Source organism: Bacillus lumedeiriae, from assembly GCF_044891285.1.
Taxonomy (GTDB): Bacteria; Bacillota; Bacilli; order Bacillales; family Domibacillaceae; genus Pseudobacillus; species Pseudobacillus lumedeiriae.
In genome coordinates this window covers 114,155-127,862 of the sequence record NZ_JAUIYO010000006.1, presented here as the reverse complement: position 1 = coordinate 127,862, position 13,708 = coordinate 114,155, and the positions used below count along the sequence as shown (strand labels likewise).

The 13,708-nt window shown below is 40.1% G+C and carries 11 protein-coding genes; all 11 read left to right on the top strand.

Going from position 1 to position 13,708, the window contains the following annotated elements; translation table 11 throughout:
• Window positions 1-274 precede the first annotated feature (274 nt).
• The 11 genes from QYG89_RS10190 to QYG89_RS10140 all read left to right on the top strand — a co-directional run bounded on the left by QYG89_RS10190 (window position 275) and on the right by QYG89_RS10140 (window position 13,467).
• On the top strand, window positions 275-817 hold the full coding sequence (locus QYG89_RS10190; RefSeq protein WP_404316895.1) for a CBO0543 family protein: 543 nt from the start codon (window positions 275-277) through the stop codon (window positions 815-817).
• Between the two features lie 326 nt (window positions 818-1,143).
• Window positions 1,144-1,710 carry a DUF4256 domain-containing protein gene (locus tag QYG89_RS10185; RefSeq protein WP_404316894.1) on the top strand — a complete coding sequence of 189 codons (567 nt, stop codon included), beginning with the start codon at window positions 1,144-1,146 and terminating at the stop codon, window positions 1,708-1,710.
• A 750-nt stretch (window positions 1,711-2,460) separates the two neighbouring features.
• Window positions 2,461-3,414, top strand: a complete 954-nt coding sequence (locus tag QYG89_RS10180) for a DMT family transporter (RefSeq protein WP_404316893.1) — start codon at window positions 2,461-2,463, stop codon at window positions 3,412-3,414.
• Window positions 3,415-3,607: 193 nt separating this feature from the next.
• The gene (locus QYG89_RS10175) at window positions 3,608-4,948 is read left to right on the top strand and encodes a cyclic 2,3-diphosphoglycerate synthase (protein WP_404316892.1); all 1,341 of its coding nucleotides are present in this window, start codon (window positions 3,608-3,610) and stop codon (window positions 4,946-4,948) included.
• A gap of 357 nt (window positions 4,949-5,305) precedes the next feature.
• On the top strand, window positions 5,306-7,534 hold the full coding sequence (locus QYG89_RS10170; RefSeq protein ID WP_404316891.1) for an AAA domain-containing protein: 2,229 nt from the start codon (window positions 5,306-5,308) through the stop codon (window positions 7,532-7,534).
• Between the two features lie 153 nt (window positions 7,535-7,687).
• Window positions 7,688-8,515 (top strand): amino acid ABC transporter substrate-binding protein, encoded by an 828-nt coding sequence (locus QYG89_RS10165; RefSeq protein WP_404316890.1) that lies wholly within the window; start codon window positions 7,688-7,690, stop codon window positions 8,513-8,515.
• Between the two features lie 339 nt (window positions 8,516-8,854).
• Window positions 8,855-9,190, top strand: a complete 336-nt coding sequence (locus QYG89_RS10160) for an aminotransferase yhxA (RefSeq protein WP_404316889.1) — start codon at window positions 8,855-8,857, stop codon at window positions 9,188-9,190.
• A 32-nt stretch (window positions 9,191-9,222) separates the two neighbouring features.
• Window positions 9,223-9,627, top strand: a complete 405-nt coding sequence (locus QYG89_RS10155) for a DUF350 domain-containing protein (RefSeq protein ID WP_404316888.1) — start codon at window positions 9,223-9,225, stop codon at window positions 9,625-9,627.
• A gap of 18 nt (window positions 9,628-9,645) precedes the next feature.
• Window positions 9,646-10,107 (top strand): RNA helicase, encoded by a 462-nt coding sequence (locus QYG89_RS10150; protein WP_404316887.1) that lies wholly within the window; start codon window positions 9,646-9,648, stop codon window positions 10,105-10,107.
• Window positions 10,108-10,115: 8 nt separating this feature from the next.
• On the top strand, window positions 10,116-11,336 hold the full coding sequence (locus QYG89_RS10145) for a glutathionylspermidine synthase family protein (protein WP_404316970.1): 1,221 nt from the start codon (window positions 10,116-10,118) through the stop codon (window positions 11,334-11,336).
• 613 nt (window positions 11,337-11,949) lie between these two features.
• Window positions 11,950-13,467 carry a malate:quinone oxidoreductase gene (locus QYG89_RS10140; RefSeq protein WP_404316886.1) on the top strand — a complete coding sequence of 506 codons (1,518 nt, stop codon included), beginning with the start codon at window positions 11,950-11,952 and terminating at the stop codon, window positions 13,465-13,467.
• The last annotated feature ends 241 nt before the right edge of the window (window positions 13,468-13,708 follow it).

The window sequence follows — 13,708 nt, the reverse complement described above, 5'->3', positions numbered from 1 at the left end:
TGATAACCCACTATGGGATGAGAACAAATATTGGATGTTGCCTAATCAGACATAGTTTAATCTATGATGATTAAATGTTAAATTAAATTTTTGAAACGCCTTATATTTGCTCATAAGGCGTTTTTATATGTTCGTAGATATTTTTATCCTCAAAACTTAGAAATATGAAGGTTATTTTAATTGCTTGTAAGACTGCTTTTTATTTTTTCGAATAGGAATGTTTCTAAAGCTAACAATAATGGTAATTAAAACACGAGCCAATAGGATGAGAATGATGATTGATACAATAATTGACAAGTTTACACACATATATGAATCGATAGGAAAGTTGAACAATGAAGCTGTTCAACTTTGGAAGACAGAAATTCTATTTTCTTGGCGCTGGTGGGTTGCTTTAGGGTTACTATGTGTTCCTTGGGGAATTTGGTTGAAAGTGAAGCCAAAAATAGGATGGGGACGTTACCTTATTGCAGGCCTAATTGTGTATGTCATTGCCTCTATATTAGATTCCATTGGAATTGCATATGCCATGTGGTTATATCCAATCAACATTTTACCGTACCTGCATACCTTTTATCTTCCTTGGGATCTTTCTATTGCACCTGTATCGACAATGATGTTTCTTCAATATTTTGAGCGCTATTCAGTGTACAAAATAGCAGCAGCCTATTCGTTATTAGCTGCGTATGTTGTTGAACCGATCATTGTATGGCTGAAGTTATACGAACCTTTAACTTGGAAGCATTCATACGGTGTTCCTATTTATTTCCTCATTTATTTATTAGCCAATAAAGTAAGTAGAATGAAGCATTTTTGAGAGAAGAAGTATTCCATAAGAAGCAGCGAATAATTAGGTTAAAAAGAATACAGCATCGGCGGCAGTGATTTTTTCTAACAAATAAATTCATCATCGACTTTAAAAATATGGAAATACCAAATAACTAGAGGGTAAACGCTGCTACATTCATACCCATTTGTCGTCACTTTTCAAGCCATGTAGAGGCCGTTACGAAAATAATTTTAAAATAAAATAAGTGTCTGTAACTTCAGGAACTTGTTCATACTTTTTTTCACCTTTTAGTTGGTCACGGGCACTTTTTAATTGGTACAATTATGAGTAAAAACAATAAGGTGGAAACGAATATGACAAAGGAAAATAAAGAGTTGTCACTAGAACAACGTGAAGAATTAATCGGAGCATTGAAAGTTCGTTTTGAGAAAAACATGAACCGCCATCAAGGTCTTGAATGGGCTAAAGTTCAAGCAAAGTTGGAAGCGAATGCTGAAAAAACGTGGTCGCTCAATGAAATGGAGAAAACCGGCGGTGAACCGGATGTTGTTGGTTATGATGAGGAGAAGGACGAATACCTTTTTTATGATTGTTCAGCGGAAAGTCCTAAAGGCCGTAGAAGCGTTTGTTACGACCGTGAAGCGCTGGAGTCAAGGAAAAAACACAAACCAGAAAATAGCGCAATGGATCTGGCAGCTGACATGGGCATTGAACTTTTAACGGAGGAACAGTACCGGGAGCTGCAGAAGCTTGAGGATTTCGATAGGAAAACGTCGAGCTGGGTGCAAACACCTGTTAATATTAGAAAGCTCGGCGGTGCCATCTTTTGTGATCGCCGCTACGACACTGTTTTTGTGTACCATAATGGAGCAGAGTCCTATTATGCTGCAAGAGGGTTCCGTGGCTCGCTAAGGGTTTAAATAATGAAGCTGTTTTTACATATATAGTTACTTATAGGGAGGCAGGCCGGTGATACTCTAGGGCCTCCACTAAACTTATTACCTCCTTCACGGTTATGCCCCCGCAGTTTCAGTAGACACTGAAAAAGGGTGGGAGAAACCAACAAATTCATTAGCAGTCTAGTCAAGTGTAACAAGTACAGAAACACTAAATGACGTTATATTAGCAGCTTCGCAGAAAGAACAAAAACAGGTTTTATTAACAAAATAAGAGGTGGATGGATCTTTTTCGGGCCTGTCCTAAATGTCAGTGGAAACTGGCGTTTAGGGCAGGCCCTTTTGGCAATTTTTCAAAGGTAAATATGTTTTATTATGAAAATCCCTGCACCTATTCGCTTTCTTACAAATTTACCACGATAGGAGCAGCCTTCTCCTGGTATTTGCCGATTTGTTCAACCTTTTCAAATGATTCGGTGGATGAACCTTAATCATGTCACCAATGATGATGATCGAGGTCAGGGGAATAATAAGTGTCCGGAAAAAAGGAAGTTGCGCAAGCATTTGAGCTTTATATTGTTTTGCTGAGAGGGGTATAAACTTTACTCTTGAAAGACAAATTAAATATAAATTGCCAGCCGGTACAGAGAAGGAATAAATAGTGTAATGGATCATTTAATGGAATGTTGAGTGAAATGGTTCATCAGAAAATAAAGCTGGTTATTAACTTGGTCAGATTCCGGTGAAATGAATTTTGAAAAAGAGGTCAGGTTGATGAATGTAAAAAGTATTAAAAAGGCTAGAATGGGTATAGGCCTAGGGGCTGCTTCAGCTGTTGCTTGGGGAATAGACACGGTGATAATTAGCATTATAATAGCAAGTACACCTTTTAAACAGGCTGTTGTACTTGCTCCAATTATAGCCGCCTTCATGCATGACTTTTTCTCTGCCTTATGGATATCCTCACTTATGATTGTAAAAGGTGAATTTATTAATGTATTAAAGTTGTTAAAGACAAAGAGCGGAGCGATTTTAGTTTTAGGAGCAGTGTTCGGCGGTCCTTTGGCAATGACCTTTTATTTTCTTGGTATCCAATATGCAGGGGTAACTTATGCCGCAAGTATTTCTTCTATATTCCCAGGGATCGGTGCTGTACTTGCTTTCACTTTTTTGAAGGAAAAAATGAACAGAAGAACTTGGTCCGGTGTTGTTTTAAGTATCATCGGGGTGATTATATTAGCATATATGCCATCGAAGTTTAGCGTCGATAGTCATTTTTACATAGGAATATTGTTTTCATTAGGGGCCGCCATATTTTGGGGACTTGAAGGGGTGATCGGTGCTTGGGGAATGAAAGGAAAAGAGGTTGTTCCTCTATATGCCATTAATATAAGACAGATGACTTCAGCACTATGTTATGCAATACTAATTGTACCATTTATTCATGGATATCCATTGGTATTTGAAGCCGCTTCATCTAAGGTCGTATGGATCATAGTTATAGCAGGTTTATTAGGAGCTGCCAATTATTCTTTATACTACATGTCAATTAATTTAATCGGTGCCGCTAGGGGTCAATCGCTTAACAATACGTATGTTTTTTGGGCTATAGTCATCGAAATTTTATTTATTGGTATCCCTGTCAGCATCCAATTTATCATAGGCGCGATAATCGTACTTTTAGGTTCTATTCTCGTTTCGGGAAACCTAAAAGGAGCAAAGAGTTAAGTAGTTTCTGCCTGTGAGAATGTTGAATCGATATGATGCTCTCCTTCTTTTTTTAAATAACATCATATTCCTAATCGCATATTTAATAATTTCCTAATTATTTAATTTATGGTACTTTTGACAATTTTATTGTATTAATATACATTCGAAGTTATTATTATTATAATTCATTGTCATTATAGGAGAGAGTGCTATGGAAAGAAAAAATATTATTATTATAGGTGCGGCAGGAAGAGATTTTCACAATTTTAATACGTATTATCGCCATAATGAAGCATATAAAGTTGTTGCTTTTACAGCAGCACAAATTCCAGATATCGATGGACGTAAATATCCAAGTGAATTAGCAGGCGGGTTATATCCAGAAGGGATTCCCATTTATTCACAAGATCAATTACCAGAGTTGATTAAAGACTTACAAGTGGATGAATGTGTTTTTGCGTATAGTGATATTAGTTACGAAGATGTGATGAGCGTAGGTGCAATCGTGAATGCAGCAGGTGCTAACTTCACATTGCTGGGTCCAAACAGCACGATGTTAAAAAGTAATAAGCCCGTCATTTCCGTTTGCGCTGTGCGGACTGGGACTGGAAAAAGCCAAACGTCCCGAAAAATTATCGAAACGCTGCTGGAGCATGATTTAAAAGTCATTGCAGTGAGACATCCGATGCCTTACGGCGATTTAAACGCACAACGTGTTCAGCGCTTTGCGACTGTTGAGGATTTAAAGAAACATAATTGTACGATCGAAGAAATGGAAGAATATGAACCGCATGTGGCACGAGGGAATATTGTGTATGCCGGCGTTGATTATGCCGACATTTTGGCAGCAGCTGAAAATGATCCAGATGGCTGTGACGTTATTTTATGGGACGGAGGAAATAATGATTTCTCTTTTTTCGAACCTGATTTAGCTGTTACTGTCTTGGACCCGCATCGCCCAGGTCATGAGCTGAAATACTATCCTGGCGAAGTATGTTTAAGAACAACCGACGTGGCCATCATTAACAAAGTAGATAGTGCAGCAGAGGAAGCCGTTCAAATCGTAGAAAATAATATAAAATTCGCAAATCCACACAGCACAATTATTAAAGCTGAATCAACGATTACAGTCGATCATCCAGAGAGTATTGTTGGGAAACGCGTGTTAGTCGTTGAAGATGGTCCGACGTTGACACATGGAGAGATGAAACTTGGTGCAGGCACAGTTGCAGCGGAACGCCTGGGTGCGAAGGAAATCATTGACCCACGTCCATTTGCAGTAGGTACACTAACTGAAACGTTAAACAAATACCAACATATTGGAAACGTCCTTCCAGCGATGGGATACGGCGAACAGCAGCTGAAAGACCTTGAAGAAACGATTAATAAGGCTGACTGTGATGCAGTGATTATTGGGACACCTATCGATTTAACCCGCGTCATTTCGATTAATAAACCATGTACACGTGTACACTATGATTTAAATGAAATGGGCAGTCCGAATTTAAGTGATATATTAAAAGGTTTTATCCAAGAACATCAGCTTGTGTGATAAACATCTGGTACCGCTCAAACAATTAGAACAAAGACTAGCGACACTTCAGTTGCTAGTCTTTTTTAATGTGAGCAACAAAGAAAGCCAGCCTTGAAAAAACTATTTCAATTCGGTTTCATAACCCCATTTAAATATATTATACTGAACCGTACCATAAGCAGGTGAGGTTTTTAAGCGCGTTTGGAAATCAAATCCTCCATTGTTTAGATTTCTTACAGTTGAAGTACAGTTTACTTTTGACAGCCGTGTATTTTTACAATAAAATTTGCGAATTGATTTACAAATGGCAGAGCATTATTATCATAGACCAACTTTGGAACAATCTTACGAGCAGTAAATGACAAGGGGAAGCAAATGACAACAACGAAAACATATATTAAAGAATGGCAGCAGGCCCTGCAGCAAGAGATCGATCACTTAAAAAAGTTTGGCGGAAGCCGCTATTCTGTAAAGAATGGAAGACTGTTATCAAACGACGGCCCTTATAGCTACTATTTTGATACAGCCATCTCATTGAGGATACCAGTTGGTTCCTCTATAAAATTGGAATGGGGAACGATGAAAAGCAGTGGGAAGGTGCTTTCCTCTGAGGGCAGGGGAATCATTCTCGCATTAGAGAAAAACTTTGGCGACCTCATCCCGGACGCATATCTGCTGCATGATCCTTGGGAGCTGCTGGAACAATTAATCGAGCGCTTGGATGAAATTAAAAAAAGCAAACGAAAGCGGCTGAGAGTGAAGAGATTGATGAATCCTTCTATGGAAACTAAGCATCCTGAGGAAAAGATCAAGAGTAGTGTCCATGAATTGATTTTACGGTCGAAATACAATCCGGCCACGTTCGTCTGGGGTCCTCCGGGTACCGGAAAAACATACACCTTGGCGAGAACAGCAGCTAATAAATATTTTCAGAAGAGAAAAGTGTTGATTTTGTCGCATAGCAATCAAGCTGTTGATGTATTGATGGGGGAACTGACGAACTTTATTAAAAAGAAAAAAAGATTTCGAGAAGGGGATGTGCTCCGTTACGGGGGGAACAACGGGGAAACTTTATCAGCGCATCATGAAATTACGACTAATCTGATGATTGAAAAGCAGGACCCGCTCCTTGCCCAGGATCGAGAGAGACTTATTGAAGAAAGGCGTCACTTAAAGCAGGACTTGGCCCATTCTTTCAGTAAACGAGATTCGGTTCATCTGCTGGAATTAGAAACAAAGATTGCCAGGATTCTGGAAAAGGTCCGGAAGAAGGAAGTTCAATTAGTCAAAGATGCGTTCATTGTCGGTACGACGCTCGCAAAGGCGGCTAGTGACAGCGCTGTTTATGAACTAGACTATGATATCGTCATCCTCGATGAAGCAAGTATGGCCTATGTGCCACAGGCGGCTTTTGCCGCGGCCTTGGGAAAACGAGTCATTATTTGTGGTGATTTCAAGCAATTGCCTCCGATTGCTTCAAGCCGGGACTTAGCAGTGGCCAAATGGCTGAAAGAAGATGTGTTTCATAAGGCTGGAGTGGTAGAATGGCTGAATGAAGAGAAGCTTCATCCTCAGCTTTTTTTATTAAAAGAACAGCGGAGGATGCACCCTGATATTTCAGCTTTTACAAATCGATACATCTATCATTCACTGGTCGGAGATCATGAAAGTGTGTATAAAAGCAGGAATAGGATCACAAGCCTTGCCCCTTTTGAAGAGAAGGCGGCAGTCCTTTTGGATACGAGTTTCACGGGACTGCATTGTGTAAATGATAAGGCAACCAATTCTAGATTCAATCTATGGCAGCTGCTGCTTTCCTTTCAATTGATTCATGAAGCAGCATTAAGCGGAGCGAAATCGATCGGGTATGTGACACCATACCGTGCTCAGGCGAATCTTATGGAACTGCTTCTTGAAGAGATATATGAGAATCAACACAGCGGAGCGGATATTATTGCGGCTACTGTCCATCGGTTTCAGGGGAGTGAACGGGACGTAGTCATATTTGATACGGTCGATAGTGCCCCGCAAGGCCGGGCTGGCATGCTGCTGACTGGCAAGGAAAGTGAACGTTTGATTAACGTAGCTATTACGAGAACGAAAGGGAAATTTCTTCACGTCAGCAACAGGCATTTTATCGAAAAGCATGTTTATCAAGGGAAAACGCTGCGACAGCTTGTTGACCATCAGGTTCGGAACGAACAAACCGTCACAACAAAAGAAATTGGTTCATGGATTCGAAACCAATGTCCAAAACTAAGGTGGATTCATGCGCGAAAAGTGGAAGCTGTTTTTCAGGACCTGGCATCCGCGAAGTCATCGATTACCATCTCCCTGCCGGAGGGAACTAAGTTATCTGAAGAATGGACGAAGCAGTTGTTAAATAGAGATAAACGACTAAAGCTGACCGTTATTTCGAATCAAAAGTGGAGCGGATGTGATGTCTGGCTGGACGAGAGCTTTCCATTTCCGTTTGTGATCATTGATGAGAAAGTTTTGTGGCTGGGACTTCCGCTCGAAGGCGCTAGAGGAGTTCAGCCCCCTTATGTGGCAGCTAGGCTTCGATCGGATAAAGTGTGTGAATACTTGTTAAAACAGATGTAGTGAGTGTAATAGGAATCTTTTGACATAGGCACAAGCTCATTCTAATGACGGTTAGGATGAGCTTGTTTTTATATAAAATGTTGACGAGATCTAGTAAGTTCATGTAATATGATGATTAATACTTATAAAACACATAGGAATTGAGGGTTAAGAATGAGGAATTTTTCAATATTATATATAATATTATTTAGTCTTATGCTTTTACTTTCAGGTTGTGGAACGAACAAAGCGCAGCCTGCAGAGACAAAAAATGCGGAAAAAGAAACAGCACAGAATGATGACCTTTTGGCAAAAGTGAAGAAAGAAGGCAAGTTATTAGTTGGAACAGAAGGGACATACCCTCCATTTACGTTCCACGATGATAAAGGCGAGTTAACTGGTTTTGATGTGGAAATTGTAAGAGAAATTGCGAAACGTCTCGATGTTGAGCCTGTTTTTATCGAGACACAATGGGATGCTCTTTTTGCTGGATTGGATGCTAAGCGCTTTGATGTGGTTGCGAATCAAGTGGGACTTCGAGCAGACCGTCAAGAAAAGTATGACTTTTCCGATATATATACTAAATCTGCAGCCGTATTAATCACGCATGAAGACAATGATACTGTAAAAAGTTTTAAAGATGTCAAAGGATTGAAATCAGCTCAATCATTGACGAGCAACTATACAGATATCGCAAAAGCGAATGGTGCTGAAGTGATCGGAGTAGAAGGATTTAACCAAGCAATTGAGCTGCTCACTTCCAAGCGCGTGGATGTTACTTTTAATGATAAGCTTTCTTATCTTGACTTTAAGAAGCATAAACCAGATGTACCAGTAAAAGTTGTCGCTACGGATACTGATGTGTCACAAATCGCATTAATGTTTAGAAAAGGCAATCAACCGCTGATTGATGAAGTGAACAAAGCGTTAAAAGATATGATCGACGACGGCACATATACGAAAATTTCAGAGAAATGGTTTGTGGAGGATGTTCTTAAATAATATCGTGGCCGATTGATCTTCCGATAAGAAATCCATTCATTATAATCAAAGTACGATGCCTGACCTAAATTTATCATGGTCAGGCTTTTTCACGTCCAAGTTAAATTATCTCACTCTTCTCTTTAAGTGCTGTGTTGGAAAATCCATTGTTTGTATAAGTATAGAAAGGAGAAAGGCGCTCGGACGTTCACCCATTACAAAAGTGGGTACCTTTTTCTAAAAAATAATAAAGTTCGTGAAACGGGTTGATTTCATAAGAATGCTAGGAATAATACTTTCGAATCTTTTTTTAAAATAAACTCGTAAAGTATAATGCAAGCAGAAAAAGGGGTGAAAGCAGTGGAGAAAACGAGAAAAATCATGGCAGGTATTACGACGACGGCACTGACTTTTGGGCTTGTTGGGTGCGGTTCAAGCAGCGCTAATCTCCCTCCTAAACCAAATGATCAAAGCTGTGATGATTGGGAATGGGACGATGATCAGGGTGTTTGGGTATGCGATGATGACCGATCAAGTCATCATGGTCATTATTATCATGGAGGCCGTTATTATAGCGATAAAAACTCGTTATTAAAAAGCAGTGCCTATAAAGACTACAAAAACAGCTCCTCCTTTAAGGGAGGAATGAAGACAAGCTCTGGATTTGGCAGTGGATCGAAAATCTTCGGGGGATAAGTGTCCCTATGTGATTCAAGTGGAAAGGAAGGATGAATGTGCATTTATATATTAATTTTCTATCTTATTTAGGAGTGGCTCTGCTTCTGCTTCTTGTGGGAGTGGCTTTATTCGCCATCAGCACACCGAAGTTAAAGGAATTTCGTTTGATTGCTGAGAAAAATGTAACAGCGGCCATGTCACTCGGTGGGAAAGTCATAGGTTTGGCAATTGTTTTAGGGGCTGCTGCTGAATATTCGGTGTCGCTGCTTGATATGATAATTTGGGGAGTCATCGGGATTATTTCTCAAATTATTGTGTTTATTCTAGCAGAAGTGATCACGATTCGTTTTAGCATTCATCAGGCGATCGAAGAGGATAACCAGGCAGTCGGGACGATGCTGCTATCTTTATCATTAGCGATTGGCTGGGTCTTAGCAAAATGTCTATCTTACTAACTAAGGTGGGAAAGTGTATTGAAAACATTAACTTATTACCTTGATAAAGGAAATGGCTGTTATGAACCGTTCTATGAATACACCACTCCCAATGTTGGATTGGATGAACTTTACGCCAGGCAGCTGTGTACGTATCTTATTATGAGAGGAACCCAATACGAGCTCACTTCAAATGAGATGGATGGAGAAGAAGATGTTTTAGTGATTAAAGAAATAGGAAGGAATCTTCCAGGGGAAGATGAAAGAAGTTTTCGGGGGGATGGATTACATATCGAGTTTCGCAGCCCGAATGACCGGATGAATTTTAAGCTGCTTTCCCGTATTCCCTGCAGTACTCATTTTGACGTTCTTCGCTTTCTCTTAAAGGATGTTGTTGATATTCCCGGAATCGGACAAAAGCTTGTTACCTCTACGGAGATTGATGAAGATCGCGGAGTGTACGTGATATACGTCAAGAGTGTAGGAGAGGCGGAGGATTGAGTGGACAAATGTATCGTACAAAACGACAGCAGTTTTATGAAGGAGTGGAAAACTTTTGGGCTGATCTGTATGGAGAAGAGTATGCGCTGTATGATATAAAGCTGTTAAGCGAAGAGGAGGCTGCCCATATACGTCTTATAAGTGAACGTATTGGGTTCATTTTTTTTAAAATAGGCTCCTTGCTTAGGAGGGTACCTGATGAAACTCTTCTGGAAATGGGGTTTCCAAAAGAAACACTTTCATTTATCAGGTTAAAAACCCTTCCGTTCGAGAGCGTGATTTCACGGCTTGACCTCATTCCACATGGAAATAGCTATAAATGCATTGAAATCAATGCCGATACGCCTACATTTATCAAAGAATTATTTCATATAAATGGGATGGTGTGCAAGGAATTTGGAGTAGAGAATCCAAATGAGGGCATGGAACGCTTTTTACGGAAAGCCGTTCGAGGAAGCATAGACCAAAGTACAGATAAGGAACACCCTCATGTTGTTTTTACGGCTCACGAGGATCACATCGAAGATCACGAAACCGTACGATATCTTCAAAAAGGTGTGCCATCTAAATTTACCCCGCTTCATAAGCTGCAAATTCAAAGGGGCATCGGTCTTTTTGATGAGAATGGAATCAGAATAGACGTCCTTTACCGGCAAACATTCCCGATAGAAAGTTTGATCAAGGATGAAGATGGAGAAGGAAATCCCATTGGTTTATGGTTATTAGAGCTTGTTGCGGAGAGGAAGCTTGCTGTTATTAATCCTCCCTCAGCCTTTTTGCTGCAAAGTAAAGTCGTTCAAGCAGTCATTTGGGGGCTGCATGAAGAGCATCATCCTTTTTTTACAGGGGAAGAGCATAGGTGGATCGATGAATACTTTCTCCCGACTTATCTTGAATCCCATTATTTTATACAAAAGGGTCTTTCTTATGTGAAAAAGCCTGCCTTTGGGAGAGAAGGGGACACGTTAGAAATATTTAATGAGGGCGGCCAGTTAATCCATGCAGATGTTCAAAGGTCCTATTTGGAATACATCCCTGTTTATCAGCAATTTGTGAAGCATCCGACTATTACCTTTCATAGTGAAAGAGGAAAACAGGAAGGTAAACTGCTGCTTGGAAGCTTTTTGCTTAACGGGAAAGCGGCAGCACTCGGTTATAGGGTCGGAGGGATGATTACGAATAACCTTTCTTACTATTTGCCTGTGGGACTCTTCAAAGGAGAGGGCTAGAATAGACGGACTCTATCCTTCCTTAAAACGAAAATGAGTTCTGTACAGAATAGAAACGTTGGAAAGTCATGTGGAATAGAGTTGGTAATGATCCTCTAGGACGAAAAAGTTCTAGGGGATTTTTTGTATGAGGAAAGCTGGCAAAGCGTCCAAACGTTTTATATGCTGTTATACAATAGAATAGGAAACTTATTTTGAGAAGAGTCAATAATTAAAACAAGGGATATTAACAAAGCTCAAAAACACAACGTTATTCCGCAGTACTTGCAAAAGAAATGCAGTGTCTACAATAAGAGGACCGTTAATAACGGAAAGCTAAAGCCTTATCTCTTGCAAAAAGCTGGATGAATGCCTTAGTTTAGGGGCTTGTGGAAGGACTTTTCCCTTTTCAATAGCTTTTAAATATCGTACAACTATCATATAGATATAACAGTAGATATTTTAATCAATAAATAATTGTGATACACTATAACTAGATATGTGATATACTATAAGCGGATAATAATTGATACAGAAAAGGTGTGTGATCAGGTCGCGCCTTGGCTTGCTTGTGATGCCTAAGAAGGAGCGCCTACATCCTTTCTGCAGATCTTAGGACATAAGGATGGTAAAGATGAGTAGCCTACAAACTAAAACAGACGTTATCTTAATTGGTGCTGGAATCATGAGTGCAACGCTAGGTACACTCCTGAAGGAATTGGCACCCGACTGGAAAATTAAAGTATTCGAGAAGCTTGACGAAGCGGGAGAGGAAAGCTCTAACGAATGGAATAATGCAGGAACAGGGCATGCTGCACTGTGTGAACTTAACTATACTCCTCAAAAATCAGATGGCTCTATAGATATTACTAAAGCGATCAATGTTAATGAACAGTTTCACGTTTCAACACAATTTTGGTCTCACCTTGTAAATAACAATCTAATCCGTAATCCGCAAGACTTTATTATGCCATTGCCTCACATAAGTTTAGTACAAGGCGAACAAAATGTGAAGTTTTTAAAAAAGCGGTTTGAGGCGCTTTCGGATCATACCTTGTTCAAAGGAATGGAATTTTCTGATGAACCGGAAAAACTAAAAGAGTGGATTCCAGTTATTATGGATGGCCGTACATCACAAACGCCTATCGCGGCAACGAAAATTGACTCTGGAACGGACGTCAACTTTGGCGCGTTAACACGTATGTTGTTTGATCACTTAAAAGATCAGGGTGTCGATGTCCACTATCAACATAAGGTGGATGATATGAAACGCACGAGTGACGGCTTATGGGAATTAAAAGTGCGTAATGCCAGCGGTCAAGTTGAACGTCATGCGGCAAAGTTTGTCTTTATCGGCGGAGGCGGCGGAAGCTTGCTTTTATTACAAAAAACGGGTATTCCTGAAAGTAAACATATCGGAGGATTCCCAGTAAGTGGACTATTCCTAGCATGTAACAATCCAGAGATTGTAGAACAGCATCATGCAAAAGTGTACGGCAAAGCTGCCGTTGGTGCCCCTCCGATGTCTGTTCCGCATCTTGATACACGATATATTGACAACAAAAAATCATTGCTGTTTGGACCGTTTGCCGGCTTCTCACCAAAGTTCCTAAAAACTGGTTCTAACCTGGATTTATTCGCTTCCATCAAACCGAATAATCTCTTCACTATGTTAGCGGCAGGCGCAAAAAACATGGCATTAACAAAATACCTGGTCCAACAATTAATGCTGTCTAAAGAGCAGCGTATTGAAGAGTTGCGAGAATTCGTTCCTAATGCTAAAAGCGAAGATTGGGATATCGTGGTAGCGGGTCAGCGTGTACAAGTAATTAAGGACACTGAAGCTGGCGGCAAAGGCACACTTCAGTTTGGTACGGAAGTAGTTAGTGCTGCTGACGGCTCGGTTGCTGCATTACTTGGTGCTTCTCCAGGTGCTTCTACAGCTGTTCACGTTATGCTTGAAGTAATCAACAAGTGCTTCCCAGAATATACCAAAGAGTGGGAACCAAAAATCAAAGAAATGATTCCTTCTTATGGCATGAAACTAGCGGAAAACCCAGAACTATTCAACGAAATTCATGCTTCAACAGAGAAGGCGCTTCGTCTAAGCGGAAAATCGCCGTTACAGACAACGAGCGAAGGCGCATTATAAGAGAGTGCTGATTTTTTGAAGCTGTAACCTAAATGCAGCATCTCAAAGATTAAGCGTATATGAATGTGGAATGCATGTTCTGTTATTCTATTGAAAAAGGCTTCTCACTTTTTGTGGGAAGTCTTTTTCCTATTTGGGGATCCATTTCAAACATGGCAGTGTATCTGTTCTATTAATGAAAAATTCACCATAAATTGATAAAATAGAACTAGATCTATTTGGCCGTATGATCGCTGTCTGA